At 43.5% G+C, this 16357-nt stretch carries 14 protein-coding genes; all 14 read right to left on the bottom strand.

Annotated features, from left to right (window positions below; genetic code table 11):
* Positions 1–14: 14 nt before the first annotated feature.
* Positions 15–1520, bottom strand: coding sequence for an anthranilate synthase component I family protein (locus BEP19_RS12535; RefSeq protein ID WP_120190258.1), 1506 nt, complete (start codon positions 1518–1520; stop codon positions 15–17).
* A gap of 98 nt (positions 1521–1618) precedes the next feature.
* The gene (cysK, locus tag BEP19_RS12540) at positions 1619–2551 is read right to left on the bottom strand and encodes a cysteine synthase A (protein WP_120190259.1); all 933 of its coding nucleotides are present in this window, start codon (positions 2549–2551) and stop codon (positions 1619–1621) included.
* A gap of 114 nt (positions 2552–2665) precedes the next feature.
* Positions 2666–3547 carry an Hsp33 family molecular chaperone HslO gene (gene hslO / locus BEP19_RS12545; RefSeq protein ID WP_120190260.1) on the bottom strand — a complete coding sequence of 294 codons (882 nt, stop codon included), beginning with the start codon at positions 3545–3547 and terminating at the stop codon, positions 2666–2668.
* A 9-nt stretch (positions 3548–3556) separates the two neighbouring features.
* On the bottom strand, positions 3557–4339 hold the full coding sequence (locus BEP19_RS12550) for a type III pantothenate kinase (RefSeq protein ID WP_120190261.1): 783 nt from the start codon (positions 4337–4339) through the stop codon (positions 3557–3559).
* 14 nt (positions 4340–4353) lie between these two features.
* Positions 4354–5208 (bottom strand): carboxylating nicotinate-nucleotide diphosphorylase, encoded by an 855-nt coding sequence (nadC, locus tag BEP19_RS12555; protein ID WP_120190262.1) that lies wholly within the window; start codon positions 5206–5208, stop codon positions 4354–4356.
* Positions 5171–6826 carry an L-aspartate oxidase gene (gene nadB / locus BEP19_RS12560; RefSeq protein ID WP_120190263.1) on the bottom strand — a complete coding sequence of 552 codons (1656 nt, stop codon included), beginning with the start codon at positions 6824–6826 and terminating at the stop codon, positions 5171–5173. The genes nadC and nadB overlap by 38 nt, the downstream gene beginning before the upstream one ends.
* A 107-nt stretch (positions 6827–6933) precedes the next feature.
* A complete protein-coding gene (gene nadA / locus BEP19_RS12565; protein ID WP_120190264.1) occupies positions 6934–7875 on the bottom strand; it encodes a quinolinate synthase NadA in 942 nt (313 codons plus the stop codon).
* A 156-nt stretch (positions 7876–8031) separates the two neighbouring features.
* Positions 8032–9906, bottom strand: a complete 1875-nt coding sequence (gene ftsH / locus BEP19_RS12570) for an ATP-dependent zinc metalloprotease FtsH (RefSeq protein ID WP_120190265.1) — start codon at positions 9904–9906, stop codon at positions 8032–8034.
* 89 nt (positions 9907–9995) lie between these two features.
* Positions 9996–10535 carry a hypoxanthine phosphoribosyltransferase gene (hpt, locus tag BEP19_RS12575; RefSeq protein WP_120190266.1) on the bottom strand — a complete coding sequence of 180 codons (540 nt, stop codon included), beginning with the start codon at positions 10533–10535 and terminating at the stop codon, positions 9996–9998.
* Positions 10525–11961, bottom strand: a complete 1437-nt coding sequence (tilS, locus tag BEP19_RS12580; protein ID WP_120190267.1) for a tRNA lysidine(34) synthetase TilS — start codon at positions 11959–11961, stop codon at positions 10525–10527. The genes hpt and tilS overlap by 11 nt, the downstream gene beginning before the upstream one ends.
* Before the next feature lie 144 nt (positions 11962–12105).
* Complete coding sequence (gene spoIIE / locus BEP19_RS12585; protein ID WP_120190268.1) at positions 12106–14589, bottom strand: stage II sporulation protein E; 2484 nt, start codon at positions 14587–14589, stop codon at positions 12106–12108.
* 344 nt (positions 14590–14933) lie between these two features.
* On the bottom strand, positions 14934–15179 hold the full coding sequence (locus BEP19_RS12590) for an FtsB family cell division protein (RefSeq protein ID WP_170145365.1): 246 nt from the start codon (positions 15177–15179) through the stop codon (positions 14934–14936).
* 77 nt (positions 15180–15256) lie between these two features.
* Positions 15257–15883 (bottom strand): spore cortex biosynthesis protein YabQ, encoded by a 627-nt coding sequence (gene yabQ, locus BEP19_RS12595; RefSeq protein ID WP_120190270.1) that lies wholly within the window; start codon positions 15881–15883, stop codon positions 15257–15259.
* Positions 15880–16164 (bottom strand): sporulation protein YabP, encoded by a 285-nt coding sequence (gene yabP / locus BEP19_RS12600; RefSeq protein ID WP_120190271.1) that lies wholly within the window; start codon positions 16162–16164, stop codon positions 15880–15882. Before yabP ends, yabQ begins: the two co-directional genes overlap by 4 nt.
* Positions 16165–16357: the final 193 nt, after the last annotated feature.

A 16357-nucleotide genomic window follows, 5' to 3' on the forward strand; every position in this document is an offset into this window, starting at 1 on the left:
GCGGTTAGCGATCCCTAACCCCTCTTTGCGCCCTGCTCTTCGGCCACTAGACTGAGTTCGACGGACTTTAACAGAGCTTCCGCCTTCTTTAATGATTCATAATACTCTGCTTCGGGCTCAGAGTCAATAATGACCCCTGCCCCCGCCTGAACGTATCCCATCCCGCTTTTTGCAAGCAGCGTGCGAATGACGATATTCAATTCGAGATCTCCATTAAAACCGATCCATCCGATTGAGCCTGTATACAAACCACGTTTGGTCGGTTCTAACTCCTCAATAATTTCCATCGTTCTACCTTTAGGTTCACCCGTAATTGTGCCGCCGGGAAAGGTAGCCCGAATCGCATCATAAACATCCTTTTCCGATTGCAGCTGACCCACAATATTTGAAACGAGATGGATCACATGCGAGTACGTTTCAATCACCATAAAATCAGTCACTTCAACCGTCTCGGGATCACAAACTTTACACAGATCATTACGTTCTAAATCGACAAGCATAATATGCTCAGCGCGTTCTTTCTCATTTTCAATCAAGTCTTGCGTCAAACGTTGATCTTCCTCAGCATCTTTACCGCGCGGTCTTGTGCCCCCAATCGGACGAGTTATAATGTTTCGATCCTTAATCTTAATCAACAGTTCAGGCGACCCACTAACTACCTGATAATCAGCATAATGCAGGTATGCCATATAGGGAGACGGATTCAATTTTCGCAGTTGACAATAGACAGACCAGGCGGTTGCAGGTAGCGGGAAGTCTTGCCTAACAGACAAGTTAACCTGTAGTACGTCATCGGCTCGAATATACTCATGGATTTTAACAATCGCTTTCATAAATTGTTCCTTAGAAAACGAAGGTGTGATCGCTAAATGCCGTTCAGAGGATTCCGCCTCCGCCTGAATAGAAACTTCTTCTGCCAGTTCCGCAGCGTTTAAGGACAACAACAGGTCCTTCATTTTCTTTATTCGTTCGATCGCTGCAAAATAATCATCGCCGCGCTCTGTGAGCGCGTTCGTAATGAGATAAGTTGTCTGTTGTTCATGATCGATCGCAATCACATCGCGATAGATCGTAAACAACAGATCGTGAATTTGTAGATCATCTTCCGCCTCATCCCGAATCTGTTTGAAATGACGCCCAAAGTCATACGACAAAAAACCGAGCGCCCCGCCTTGCCAATCGGGCCCTGTCGTCCATAATGGAGCTCGCCAAACGTTCATTAGCTTTTTCATTTGCTGTAACGGATCATCACTAACAAATAACGCGGGCTCATCCTCGCCCTCTATGATCATCTCAACTTGTCCGTTTTTAGATTGAATCCTCGCAATCGGCGCAAAAGAAATATATGAGTACTTGCCAGTTCTACCACTTTCTAACAAGCCTCCTTGAGCCGGATCAGGACAGAACGCTTCATAAATTTGAGCTAGGTCGAATGTCTGGTTAAGTTGTTCGAAAACCGGTATCGTGTTATAGCCTGCTTGCAACTTATCATTATATTGAGCTTCGGTAATCGCCTTCATCGTGTCACTCCCACATATCAAAACTTCATAACGTTAGTATACGTTGAAGAAAAAGGAATCACAATCGCTTGTGATTCCTTTTTGACTAAAAATATAGATTAATCTTCAAAATTGTATAATGGAGTACTCAAGTATCTTTCCCCATTACTCGGAATAATGACAACAACCTTCTTTCCTTTACCAAGCTTTTCCGCTACTTGCAATGCAGCATGAATCGCAGCTCCGGATGAAATACCGCCCAGAATTCCTTCTTCCCTTGCTACACGACGGGATACTTCAAACGCATCGTCATTGTCTACTTGGATAATCTCGTCGTAAACATCTGTATCTAGGATGTCTGGGACGAATCCAGCTCCGATCCCTTGAATCTTATGCGGTCCAGGTTTTCCGCCCGATAGTACAGGAGATGAACTCGGCTCCACAGCAACAACACGCGCGTTAGGGAATGTTTCTTTTAAAACTTGACCAACCCCAGTGATCGTTCCACCCGTTCCGATCCCGCTAATAAAAGCGTCAATTCCACCAATCTGCTCGCCCTGAGCGACTAATTCTTTGGCCGTCGTTTGACGGTGAATTTCTGGATTTGCCGCGTTTTCAAATTGTTGCGGCATAAAATAATTTTCATTCTCATCAACAAGCTGTTGGGCTTTTCGAATCGCTCCACCCATTCCTTCCGGTCCAGGCGTCAAGACAAGTTCCGCTCCAAAAGCCCGCAACAGATTTCTACGCTCTACGCTCATTGTCTCAGGCATAACAAGGATCGCGCGATATCCCTTCGCTGCCGCTACCATCGCCAATCCAATTCCTGTATTCCCGCTCGTCGGCTCAACAATGGTATGGTCTGCAGTTAACTTTCCTTCCTTTTCCGCGGCTTCAATCATGGATAGGGCAATCCGATCCTTCACACTGCTTCCAGGATTAAAAAATTCAAGCTTTAAATAAATATCCGCATGTTCTGTGTTAGTAATACGGTTTAGTTTAACTAAAGGGGTGTTACCAATAAGATCTATAATTGAATTGGCTACTTTCATGAGACTCTCCTCCAATACCGAGTAAAATAGTAGGTTTAATTGAGATTATACGCTACAGCCGTTTTCTCGTCAATTAAAATTTTAAAATATTTGGGTTTTTTGTCCCATCACTTCCTAGCCCAACGTCCCACTAACTAATTGCTCCAAGCGCGGCCGATCAACTACATACCTTTCGTTACAGAAATGACAGACCACTTCCGCTTCCCCTTGTTCCTTAATGATGCTTTCAAGTTCAGCGCGACCAAGACTAACCAGTGTATTTTCAACTCGTTGCAGCGAACAATGACAATTAAAAGAGATGTCCAAATGACTCAAAATTTCTACATCATCTTCTCCGAGAACTTTTGTAATAATCTCTTCTGGAGTTAGCCCTTCATCAATCATCGACGAGACAGGCGGAACCTCACTTAACAATTGCTCAATTTCTGTTATTTCATCCTCTTTCATTCCCGGCAAAAGCTGAATAACAAATCCGCCCGAAGCTTTGATCGAGTAATCTGGATTGACTAAGACACCAACAGAAACAGCTGATGGCGTTTGCTCTGAACGGGCAAAATAATACGTAAAATCTTCCCCTAACTCTCCCGATATAAGCTCAACACTACCGTGATAAGGATCTTTCAACCCTAAATCTTTAGTGACTGTGAGAAAACCATCCGTCCCTACTGCCCGCGCCACATCTAATTTCCCCTTGCTGTTCAGCGGAAAATTAACATGAGGATTACTCACAAAACCACGCGCCTCCCCATTTGCCCCCGCATCAGCGACAATTTGTCCGATCGGCCCACCGCCTTTCACTTGGACTGTTAGCCGCTCCTTTCCTTTCAGCATTGCTCCCATCACCGCCGAAGCCGTCACGGCGCGGCCAAGCGCCGCGCTTGCCACAGGCCAGGTGTCCAGTCTTTTCCGACACTCTTCAACTAAATTTGTTGAGCGTATTGCAAATGCCCGAACTTTTCCCTTGCGCGCGATCGCGCGAACCAAATAATCTTTCAAGCTTTTCCCCTACCTTTCCTTGTTATTGAAGTTATTTAAATCATAAATTATCTTTAGCCCTCTTAACGTTAAATGAGGATCAACGATATCAATAGATGTTGTTTCATCTTTTAGTAATTCAGCAAAACCGCCTGTAGCGACAACCTTCGGATTTCCACGCACTTCTTGCTTCATACGCACAACAATTTCGTTCACTTGCCCCACGATCCCATAGAAGATACCCGCTTGCATCGAGGTAACAGTATTTTTACCAAGAATCGCAGAAGGTTTTGCAATTTCTATCCTAGGCAATTTAGCGGCTCGATTATACAGCGCCTCTGTAGATATATTAACGCCTGGCGCAATTGCTCCGCCCGCCCATTGCCCTTTCTCATCAATATAGCAAAAGGTCGTCGCGGTGCCAAAATCAACTACAATTAAAGGCGCTCCGTAATAACGAACAGCCGAAACCGCATTCACGATACGATCCGCCCCAACTTCGCGAGGATTCTCCGCCCTAATATTCATCCCTGTTCTAACCCCGGGACCGATCACCATCGGGCTATGATTGAAATACTTTTTTGACATATTTTCAAGGGAGTACATGAGAGGCGGCACAACAGACGAAATAATTACGCCAGCTACGTCGGTCGGCTCTAATACATTGTCCCGAAAAAAACTTCTTAGCAGTGTCCCGTACTCATCGGCTGTTTTATTGCGATCAGAACCAATTCGCCATTGGTGTTTCAAATCATCGCCTTCAAACACTCCTAAAACAATATTCGTGTTTCCCACGTCCATCACTAGAATCATAAAGCTCCTCCGTGTTATCCTTTTCTCTGGTTTAAATCTAGACTAATATCTAGGGCGCTGACCGAGTGGGTAATCGCGCCAACGGAAATGACATCGACCCCTGTCGCCGCAATCGAACGGATCGTATCCAAATCTATTCCGCCCGAAGCTTCAATAATTGCCTGTTTCCCGATCATATTGACCGCCTCTATCATCGTTTCCACATCCATATTATCAAGCATAATAATATCCGCCCTTGCCGCCAAAGCTTGTCTCACTTGCTCAATGGATTCAACTTCCACTTCGATTTTCATCGTATGCGGAATGTAGTCCCGCGCCGCGCTAATCGCAGCGGAAATCCCCCCAGCCGCCTTGATATGATTATCTTTGATCATAACAGCATCATCCAGACCAAAGCGATGATTATGCCCGCCGCCCATCCTGACGGCGTATTTGTCCAGCATTCGTAATCCAGGCATTGTTTTTCGCGTGTCGACGACTCGAATTTGCGGATGGCCTTGACGCGCTGCTGCCACATAACGAGCTGTTAACGTGGCGATTCCAGATAAACGTTGCAATAAGTTTAAAGCAAGGCGCTCCCCTGTCAGGATCGATTGAGCCGCGCCTTCAACTGTCATCAGTAACGCTCCTTGGTCCACTTGTTGACCTTCTTCAACCTCAACTCGTATGATCAAATTAGGATCAACAGTTTCAAACACGCGTTGAGCGACCCAAAGCCCCGCTATGTGTCCACTCGCCTTTGAGTAGACCATCCCTGTCGCCTGAGCCTGAGCGGGAACAGTCGCCTGAGCGGAAATATCGCCATACCCAACGTCTTCTTCTAGCCAGGCTTCAATCTGACGATTTAAGAGTTGTGAATTTATCATCATCGTTACGATTCTCCTCCGTTATCCCTTCTTGTCTACACTGGAGCAAGTGCTTACGCCACGTTCGATCATCACGTTTCGGGAAATCCAGTCGATAATGTCCACCACGGCTCTCTTCGCGGGACAATGCCGCCTGGGTGACGAGCAAGGAACAAGTCAACAAATTTAAATATTCATATTCCTCCACTGCGCTTGGCTGTCCCAAAAAATTCGGAAGATGGCGTTGCAAATCTGTCAGCGCTTGCTCTAGTCGATCCTTATCTCGAAACACCCCCACCGATCGAAGCATCACTTTTTGAAGATCTAATCTTTCTTCCAATATATTTGCGGTTAGTTGATTGCCCCGTAAATTCGAAAAAACGAGCTGACTATCAATCTGTTTTGGCTCTTGCCTGCGTTTACGGATTTGTTGCGCGATTCTTTTGCCAAAGACAATCGCTTCCGTCAATGAATTGCTGGCGAGCCGATTTGCCCCATGCACCCCCGCGCAGGCCACTTCACCGCACGCAAATAAACGAGACAAGCTCGTTTCGCCTGATAGATTCGTTTTTACTCCACCCATCATGTAATGGGCCGCTGGCGCAACTGGAATCCAATCAGAGACGATGTTAAGTCCATATTTTAAACACTCTCGATGAATCATCGGAAAACGACGCCTAATTTTTTCTTCCGACTCATGAGTCAAATCTAAATAAACAAAAGAAGATTCAGTCTTTTCCATTTCGGAGACAATCGATCGGGCGACAATATCACGAGGCGCTAACTCCAATTGTGAGCTGTATTTATGCATAAACCGCTCACCTGTTATATTACGCAATACCGCGCCTTCTCCGCGGACGGCTTCTGAAATAAGAAAGCGCGGCGCCTCGGGATAACATAACGCGGTCGGATGGAATTGGACAAATTCAACATCCTTAATTTGCGCTCCAGCTCGGTAGGCCATAGCCACTCCGTCTCCGGTCGCAACGATAGGATTCGTCGTGTAGCGGTACAACTGACCCGCGCCGCCTGTCGCTAAAATGGTTGCCCCCGCTTCCACAACAAAGCGATCTTGATTGGGGCCTTGAATAATTGCCCCGGCACACTCTTCATCTACAGTCAATAAATCGATTGCAAAGTGCTTTTCTAATACTCTAATGTTCGAACTCTTGTAAACCCTTTCTGATAAAGCTCTTACAATTTCGCCCCCCGTCGAATCTCCACGCGCGTGGAGAATGCGTCTCCGACTATGAGCAGCCTCCCTCGTTAAAGCAAGCTGCCCCGCTTCCTTATCAAATTGGGTCCCATAATGGATTAAATCAAACACAGCCCGCGGCCCTTCGGTCACTAACGCTTGCGTAGCCTCATCCGAACATAAGCCAGCTCCGGCAAGCAGCGTGTCTTCTTTATGTAAGACAGGAGAATCTTGCTCAGCAATTACAGCGGCAATACCTCCTTGCGCATAATATGTATTGCTTTCGGTTATTTCTTCTTTACAGATCATTGTTACATTGATTTGTTTTTCTTCGGCAATTTGTAAAGCCGTGTATAGCCCAGCAATTCCCGAACCAATCACACACACATCTGTTGTTATTTTCCCCATGCGTTGAAGTTCAAAGTCAATCAAATAACGTGGAACCATCGCTTTTTTTCCTTTCGGTTAGGTTTATAAGAGGATAAAAGAAAAAAGAAGTATAAGACAGTGAATCATTCACTATTTTATACTTCTTATCTGTAAACTGAAAGCCCTTAAGCTTGAAATTGCAACATACGTTCTAAGGAAGCGCGAGCCGCGTCCGCAATTTTAGGCGGCACATAAATTTGTGGCTGCATCGTTTCTAAAGCATTTGCTAACTTCTTTAAATTGTTTACTTTCATGTTTGGGCATACCATATATTTAGAAGCAAAGTGAAACTTTTTATTCGGACTATCTTGTGTAAGACGATAGTGAACACCATCTTCCGTACCGACGATGAATTCATCATGATCCGAGTCTCGGCAATAATTTAAAATTCCTGTTGTGCTACCGACAAAGTCACCAAGCTCGACAACTTCAGGTCGACACTCCGGATGGACTACAAATTGCGCATTGGGATACTGTTCCTTTAAACGATATACGTCTTCGACAGTTAATTGATCATGAGTATTACAGTATCCTTCCCAGATAATCATCTTTTTATCCGTAAATTGGGATACATAATGACCCAGGTTCTTATCTGGAACCCAAATGATTTCTTCTGCATCAATGTTTTCAATCACAGCTTTAGCATTGGATGAAGTGCAGCAGACATACGTTTCTGCTTTTACATCCGCCGAAGTATTAATATATGAAACGACCTTCGCGTTTGGATGTTCGGCTTTTAACTTTTTTAATCCTTCAACGTTCACCATATCTGCCATTGGACACCCTGCGCGCTCGTCTGGGATTAACACGACCTTGTCTGGGTTTAATATTTTGGCGCTCTCTCCCATAAAGTGCACACCGCAAAAAACAATGACATCTGCTTCAGTAGCCCTTGCCTGTTGAGCCAAACCAAAAGAATCACCGAGATAGTCTGCGATTTCTTGAATTTCTGGTCTCTGATAATAGTGGGCAAGGATAACAGCGTTTCGTTCTTTTTTAAGTTGAGCGATTCTTTCTTTAAGCTCTTCATTTCGCTCTGCTCTTTTCGCTAAAGCTAGCGCTTCCATGCGTGTTTCCCTCCTACCTAATAACCCATATTATTTGTCTGAATTGTAGACTTTAACTCCCTTTTTGTCAACGTCAAATGTTTTACCTCTCTAAAACTGGAATTCACTCTATAAAAAGAGCGCCCCATTCAATAATAGGGCGCTCGCTTCTAATCATTACTCGTCTTCTTTTTTAGTCTGAATTTGCACTTTTACATCGTTATCAGTCGAATCTGGATCCAAACGGCCATTTTCAATTAACTGTTTGATCTGATCCGCGTCAAGTGTTTCCACTTCAAGCAACGTTTGAGCGATAAGTTCTAATTCAGCTTCATGTTTCGTTAACAGATCTCTCGTGCGATGGTATTGATCACGAATAATGCGTTGCACTTCGTCATCAATTTTCTGCGCTGTCGCCTCACTGTAGTCCCGCTCATGACCGAAGTCACGTCCCAGGAAAACTTGACCTTGAGAGCGTCCAAATTGCATCGGCCCTAGCTTGTCGCTCATTCCAAACTCCGTTACCATGCGACGAGCAATCCCTGTTGCCCGCTCGAAGTCATTATGAGCTCCTGTGCTGATTTCGCCTAGTTTCAACTCTTCCGCGACTCGGCCTCCGAGTAAACCTGAGATCTTATCTAACAGTTCAGAACGTGAGGCAAAGTATCGATCTTCCTTCGGTAACATCACTGTATAACCGCCTGCGCTGCCCCGTGGTATAATCGTTACTTTGTGAACCATATCAGCATGTTCTAAATGATAACCGATAATCGTATGCCCGGCTTCATGATAGGCGACAAGTTTCTTCTCGTAATCACTAATCACTCTAGATTTCTTCGCCGGACCCGCAATGACGCGGTCAATCGCTTCATCAACTTCACTCATGCTAATGTCTTTTCGATTTCTACGCGCGGACAATAACGCCGCCTCATTAAGCAAGTTCTCTAAATCAGCTCCCGTAAAACCTGGCGTTCTGCGCGCGATGACATCAAGGTCAACACCTTCATGCAACGGTTTGTTACGAGCATGAACTTTGAGCACAGCAACACGTCCATTTACGTCAGGACGATCGACTGTGATCTGACGGTCAAATCGACCAGGTCTAAGTAAAGCGGGGTCTAATATATCTGGGCGGTTTGTGGCTGCGATGATAATAATTCCTTCGTTCGCTCCAAACCCATCCATTTCAACAAGCAATTGGTTCAACGTCTGCTCTCGCTCATCATGACCGCCGCCCAAACCAGCGCCGCGTTGACGACCAACAGCATCAATCTCGTCTATAAAAATAATACATGGCGCATTCTTTTTAGCATTTTCAAACAAATCTCTTACACGGGAAGCTCCGACCCCAACAAACATCTCTACGAAGTCAGAACCACTGATTGTAAAGAAAGGAACACCCGCTTCACCAGCAACTGCCCTCGCCAACAATGTTTTCCCTGTCCCAGGAGGACCCACTAACAAGACCCCTTTTGGAATCCTTGCCCCCAACTGACTAAATTTCCTCGGATCCTTCAAGAAGTGAACCACTTCTTCCAGTTCCGCCTTCTCTTCATCCGCTCCAGCCACATCCTCAAATGTAACCTTTTTCTTGTCATCACTATATAATTTCGCCTTGCTCTTTCCAAAATTCATAACCCGACTTCCGCCGCCTTGGGCTTGGTTAAGCAGGAAAAAGAAAAGTATAAAGATAATGACAAACGGGATAATGGATGTCAAAAAGGTTAACCAAACTGAATTACCCTTCTCAGGAGCATAAGTTTCATCGTTTAGGTTAGCTGCTTCGATTCTCTGCAACAATTCCGTATTATTATATAACGGCCCGTTGGTGTAGAAAAATTCTTCATTTTTCAGTTTTCCCTCAATATAGTATGTACCACTCTCGGGACGGATTAGAATCTCTTCAACTTGCCCATTTTCTAAGTGCTGTCTGAAATCGTTGTAAGGCATTTTGGACGTTTCTGTTCCTTGGTTCGCAATAAAATTGACGATCCCAACGGTAACTAGGAAGATAAGTAAATAAAACCCTGTATTACGAAAAAAACGATTCATCCCTGACCTCCTCTCACGGAAAAACACTCCTTTTATTTTACCACATCAAAACAATGATTCACAACAAATCTGCTTTCCTAAAGCTTTTTCTAACGATTATAGACTTCTGGCTTCAATACCCCAATAAAAGGGAGATTACGATAGCGCTCAGCATAGTCTAATCCATATCCTACTACAAATTCATCTGGAATCTCAAATCCGCAATAATCCGGTTTAAGATCCACCTTTCGGTGATGCGGTTTATCCAGCAGTGTAATGATTTTTGTGCTTTCCGCTTTTCTTCTACGCAACAAATCAAGCAAATAGTTTAAAGTAAGCCCACTATCAATAATATCTTCAACGATTAATACGTGTCTCCCTTCAACGCTGGCATCCAGATCCTTAATAATTCGCACTTCCCCAGAGGAGACCGTCGACGTCCCGTAGCTGGATACCGCCATAAAATCCATCTCGATATGAATTGAGACTCTTTTGATCAAGTCTGACATAAAAGGCGCGGCGCCTTTCAAAACGCAAATAACAAGCGGATTTTTATCGTAATAATCCTCGCTGATCGTATGCCCAAGTTCTAAAATTTTTTCCTGCAGTTGTTCTTCAGTCAAAAGTACCCTTTCAATTTCATTCAGCATGATTTCCTCCTGTAGTTGAGCGTTCTTTTTCTAAACGTATAACCAGCGATCGTTTCGTATGCTCTGTAATTAAAGCCCGATCAGATCGTCTAACGCCCGCAAGCCACAAAATCCCCGCTTCGTCCGCTAAAATGGGAATTTGATCCCTTTTTGCCAGAGGAATCTTCTGATCTATTAACAGATCTTTAACCCTTTTCCTGCCCTTCATTCCCAACAAGCTTATTCGATCTCCTTTCCTTCTATTTCTTAAAATGAGCGGACCTTTAATTTCATCGGCGTCAAACATAGCCACTTCTTCATTTAGAGAGTCCATCCCAACAACCGCTTGATCAACCATCTCAGCAACTACCCACAATTTCGCTTCATGTATATATACGCTTCCGGGAACATCCATTTTATAGCTGAACAGCGAGTCGGTCGGGATTGACAGTGAAGACAATGTAAAGATGATCTGATCATACTCTCTCCTAACGAGCGCTCCATTGGGAAGCTCCAGCCGAGATGAAACGCGACCTTGTTCAACCCATTCACAAATACGATCAATATGTATAAACCCTATATTTGCCTGATTTGCATCAAGATAAGTAAATATTAGTTTAACCATTCTTCTTTGTAAAGCCAGATGGCTATTTAAAAACAATTTTCGTTTAATCACAACTTTCGTTTCACCGCGTTGTGTGATCATTTGCTGACATGTTTCGCTGGCAAGAACATCAAGTAAATTGTTTTCCTGTTCGGCAATTTCGCTCAACTGTATCAAGGCAGTTTGCAGTGATGGGTTAACCGTTTGCTCTAACCATGGAATCACCTCAAGACGAAGGAAGTTTCGATGATAGGTTGTTTTTTCATTACTGCTATCTACTCTTGGCTTAATACCCCGTTGGTTGCAATAGGCGATTAAATCTTCCTTATTAACAGATAGCAGTGGCCGAGTGATTTGAAATCCCGCTTCTTGACGTGATATTGGAATTCCCGCCAATCCCTCAATTCCTGTTCCTCTTAACACACGCATAAGAACTGTCTCCGCTTGATCATTAGCATGGTGAGCAAGAGCGAGTTTGTCAATTCTCCACACATTGGCCACCGAGCGAAAAAAATCGTACCTTGCGATCCGTGAAGCCGTTTGCGTGTTCATTTTCTTATCGCGAATCATTTTAGGGACATCCGTTTCGCCAATCTTACATGGAATTGACCATTGCTCGCAAATACGGGCCACATAAGCCGCATCTTGACGTGATTCTTCTCCTCGAAAACAATGGTTGAGGTGCGCTGCATAGATCGACCAGTCGTTCTTTTTAGAAAGTCTACGGAGGATATCTAGTAAAGCCATGGAGTCTACTCCGCCAGACACGCCGACTAAGATGCGATCCCCCGCTTGGAAAAGAGCTTGTCGTTCAATCGATTGTATGAGTTTATTAAATAACATATTACCCCTCAGTTGGAGTTTTTTGTGTTGTATTATATCATACTTCACTTTACTTTTGGGGGTGGAATAAAGGTAAGCTCAAAGGCTCAGCCTTTGAGCTTCACACTCCCACCATATTATTGCCTAAATCTACAGTTTTAGACATTAACTCACTCGTTTAGGACGTTGCAAAGGTTCAATTCCTGGGATTGGGAAAGTACCCCACTTTGGCACAAATGGATCTAGTCGAGAAACAAGAATGGTCATGTCATCATCAATCTCGCCAAATTTCCCCCGAATGACCCTCTCTAAAAGGATATCCGCAATTTCTTCAGGATCATCTGTGTCTAATTCAGATACGATTCTTTTGAACCACATCTCCTTATTTTCAATTTGCTCATGCGCCTCTAGTAACCCGTCACTAACCATAATTAAAAGGTCACCCGGCTTCAACCTTTCCGTTACGACATCAACATCAATATCCTCGATGATTCCAATCGGTAAATTATTTGCCGTAATTGTTAAAACTTCTTTTCCTCTTTTAATAAAGCTTGGGTTCGATCCTGTTTTAATAAATTTTGTATTTCCTGAATATTGGTCTATGATCGCTAAATCCACTGTCGCAAATATCTCATCAGGGGAGCGTAAGGATAATACGGTATTGACTGACTTGATGGCGAGCGATTCATCCAGCCCCGCATCCAACAACTCTTTCAACAATTGCAGTGTCGCTGTGCTTTCCAAATGAGCTCGATCCCCGTTGCCCATTCCATCACTGATCGCCATAATGTATTTTCCGCTGCCTAGTTCCTTTGTCATAAAACAATCTCCTGAGACAAGACGACCGTCCATCGCAATTCCAGTTCCGTAGCAAGCAACGTTAAAGTTTTTCTCCGACCCGAGAATAATGACACATGCCCCTTCTCCAGTCGAATCACAATCCTTGCTTTTGACTGTAATATTCTCGCCAATAATTGATGTTAACATCGGAGCAATGATGCTTTCACACTGAGCATGCCCATCACATACAGGTTGTGTAATTTCAATATCGACTTGATCTTGTTCCAAACTCAAAATATTGACGCGTTGCACAGATAACCCAATGTTCTCAAGGGCTCCAAGAACTTGTTGTTCCTGCAGGGACAAGTCAATTCCTTCCCTCTTTAATTCACTAGCGAAGTTGTTCATCACTTTCGATACACCTAACAACTGATCGGCGACCAATTCCCGACTTTCACGCACCTGCTTTTGTAAAAACAACCCCTCTTGAATTTCAAAATACTCATCATAAATGACCTGCTCTAATCGATCTTTATTGACACACTGTTGGTGATATTCATAGTTCTTGATCCTTTCGGCATCGATTTCGCCATACGTATCTAATTGATAAATCAACTCCCCTAACATTTGAATCGTACCTTCCGTTTGCGCCTCTGACCAACACTTTTCCTTTTTCCAACATGTTTGACACGATCGCTCGGTTACCCTCGCCAAAAATTCATGAGAATCGATTTGTTCCTCCTGCTCGCTTTTATTTTGTAACGTAACCTGTGTAAACGCATTTGACAACTCTTGAAAGACCGTTGAAAACTTCAAAATTTTTTGAACCGTTACATCACGCACTTTGCGCATATATTCGTATTGTGAGTCTTCGTTTTCCTCCGTGCCTGGCACAAACCGAGCCATACTATGAAACAATCGACTTGGCGTGATTAAAAACAGTGAGATCGCTACAGTTGTTTCGATACTAGACAGAAGAATCGACTGCTTGTCCCCTATGTATAAAATAAAGATCGAAGCGCCGACCAACATCCCAAGGGCCGAACCCGCCCGTTTCCCCTCTTTCATTAATCCAGCCAACAGACCTGCAAACGCCAGCAAACTGATTTGTTCCACTAAGTTAACATCGGCTAGACTTACAATGATTCCCGTAATAACACCAACGGTCGCGCCAATTGCCCCACCGCCAACAAACGCAATCGCCAATACTAAGTATTTCGCTAATGCGCCTTGCGCTGAAACGCCCGCAATCGACCACCCTAACGTCCCAGTCATAACTGACGCGAGTAAAATGACCATACAAACGATTTCCTCTGTTTTTAACTCATGATGATATTTTTTATTCGTTAAGAACGGAAGTGATTGGACAAAGATAAGCGTTAGCACCGCTGCTAAAACCGCTTCCACTGTACTCATTACCGTCGTATATAGCGATAGATCGCGGGCAAATAAATTATAAACAATATGACTAAAGAAGAGTGAAGCAAACACGATGAAGGGAGCGTGATTTAACTCCTTCCGCTGTCTCTTTTCTTGAAATTTTAAAATAGCAAAAGCAATAGCTAGATTAAACAAAATAAATACAGCATGAGAAGTTGAGTGAGACGCGGCTCCTAACAGTAGGGCCAACGCTGTAAGCAACAGCTTGTCCTTTCGTAAAAAGTAAATAACAATAAAATACGCTGCCGCGAATGGGGCAAGATCTTGTAAAATGAGGGCTCGCCCCAATAAATAACCCATTAAAATATAAAAAAGACCTAATCTTTGTATCCAGCTTTCAACCCACAAGTTAATTTTGGCCCATAGCTCTTTGATGGGAACGACCAGCCTTTGACCCATTTCATTAGCTAACGCCTGGATACGAAACATAATCAACACCACCCAATAGTATTTGTTGACATGATTATAACGCTAGCAACTTGTAAAATTTGTCAAAAGAGCAAGGCTTATTCCAGAAAGTTTGCGACAATTGTAACCGACAATCTACACGATCTGAGCATACCCAGTATTCCTTTTATTGGGAATCAGTATTCTGTACGCAGTTTGTACTCGTTATTGTAACTGTCTGTCGACAGATGGGAAGTATATCTCACTATATTCGGTTTCCATCTTCGGAAATTTACAATTTTGCTGAGTAACTTAAATCTGCGCGTAATTGTTACACCCCAAAGAAAAAAAGCCTTCAAAAAAGTGTTGCGATTTGAAGGCTTAGCTTATTCAGGCGTAATAAAAATGACTTCCCCCGGTTTAGAAAGGTGATAGTCCCTTCTTGCGATTTCAGCTATGTACTCGGTATCATGGAGTCTATTGACCTGATACGTCAGCTCTTCATTCTCCAATTTTACCTGGTCTAACGATTGAGCTACTTTGATCATGTCCTGCCTTTTTTCCGCAAGCGCGGCCTCTTGGTCATACCAGGTAAGTCCTGCCCATAGGCAAAAGGGAATGATAATTAACAAAAGTAACCTCTTTCGTCTTCTTTGTCCTATCTTCCTAGTCTCTAATGGATCAAGATTACGCATTTGGTTGGCACACCTCATTCATCTTTTTCATCGTGTTCATCGTCCTCATCTTTCTTTTTGGACTTTTTCCCTTTCAACTTTACTATTTTCGCCAAACGTCTTGAAAATCCTGCTCCTTTCTTTTTTGCGCCGCCTGTAATCTTTTTGCTCCACTTCTTTGAACCCGTTCCTATCGGAGTCACTATCCTTTTAATAAAGCTATAAATGAACAGAATGACCCTCCATAAAAAGAGAGCAATCGCGATAATGATCGCCAATGCGGTTTGATAAATAAAAATAAGCGGCTTAATGAGTAATACCTGACATAATCGGGTCATAAAGCGATAAATAGCCTTTACAAGCTGAATCAACCGTAAAAACCATTTAATATAAAAAGAAGTAAATAAACTAAAATAAAGCCAAGCCCCAAGACCCATTCCTAAAAACAGATAAAGCCGCACAATCCCCTCATTCACTCTTAACAGTGTGCCAAATACGAGGAAAAGACAGCTTGCCCAAAACAAAAGATCGCAGATGATTACTAACCATCCGCGAAGCCCGGTCTGACCTTTCATCACTCTATAGGTGTCATACAACAACCCCATCGTCATTCCGCAGCCAACCATTAGCAGCATGGTTATCGCTTGAATTTCTATACTCACTTAAATAACCTGCCCATCAATCCTTTGCCTTTAGAGCCCCCTTGACTTTCATTTGAATACCCAAAATCGTGCACATAGCCTTCAATCGATACTTGGCCTGTTTCTAAACTTAAATTCTTCATGTGTAAGTTTTGACCTTTAATACAAAGAAATCCGCATTCTGTTTCCAACAAAAATTCTTCGCTATCGAAACTTTCTACATTTAATACCCCTGATATTTCAAGCTTCTTACGGTTGAACATCGTTACTTCATGTCGAGGATTTTTCTTTGCCTCTGCCATGATCGGCTACACCTCCATACATGCGGCTTTTTGTACATGTTATGGGCGAAGCCTACTAATTAGAACTCGAAGTATTTCCGATAGTAAATTTTATATCTTCCGTCTCCCGTCGTTGGGAGCTCTAAAGCCTGCAGCCAGCGGGAGCATAGATTGATGGATTGAATATGAAGGAATGCGCGACACTGCTTGTTTG

It is taken from the genome of Ammoniphilus oxalaticus (assembly GCF_003609605.1).
Lineage (GTDB): Bacteria > Bacillota > Bacilli > Aneurinibacillales > RAOX-1 > Ammoniphilus > Ammoniphilus oxalaticus.

Excerpts from the sequence above, each read along its gene's own strand:
- nadA (WP_120190264.1), bottom strand. The coding sequence starts at position 7,875 with ATGGAAGCGCTAGCTTTAGCGAAAAGAGCAGAGCGAAATGAAGAGCTT.
- cysK (WP_120190259.1), bottom strand. The coding sequence starts at position 2,551 with ATGAAAGTAGCCAATTCAATTATAGATCTTATTGGTAACACCCCTTTA.
- yabP (WP_120190271.1), bottom strand. The coding sequence starts at position 16,164 with ATGGCAGAGGCAAAGAAAAATCCTCGACATGAAGTAACGATGTTCAAC.
- nadC (WP_120190262.1), bottom strand. The coding sequence starts at position 5,208 with ATGATGATAAATTCACAACTCTTAAATCGTCAGATTGAAGCCTGGCTA.
- nadB (WP_120190263.1), bottom strand. The coding sequence starts at position 6,826 with ATGGTTCCACGTTATTTGATTGACTTTGAACTTCAACGCATGGGGAAA.
- BEP19_RS12535 (WP_120190258.1), bottom strand. The coding sequence starts at position 1,520 with ATGAAGGCGATTACCGAAGCTCAATATAATGATAAGTTGCAAGCAGGC.
- ftsH (WP_120190265.1), bottom strand. The coding sequence starts at position 9,906 with ATGAATCGTTTTTTTCGTAATACAGGGTTTTATTTACTTATCTTCCTA.
- BEP19_RS12550 (WP_120190261.1), bottom strand. The coding sequence starts at position 4,339 with ATGATTCTAGTGATGGACGTGGGAAACACGAATATTGTTTTAGGAGTG.
- tilS (WP_120190267.1), bottom strand. The coding sequence starts at position 11,961 with ATGTTATTTAATAAACTCATACAATCGATTGAACGACAAGCTCTTTTC.
- spoIIE (WP_120190268.1), bottom strand. The coding sequence starts at position 14,589 with ATGTTTCGTATCCAGGCGTTAGCTAATGAAATGGGTCAAAGGCTGGTC.
- hpt (WP_120190266.1), bottom strand. The coding sequence starts at position 10,535 with ATGCTGAATGAAATTGAAAGGGTACTTTTGACTGAAGAACAACTGCAG.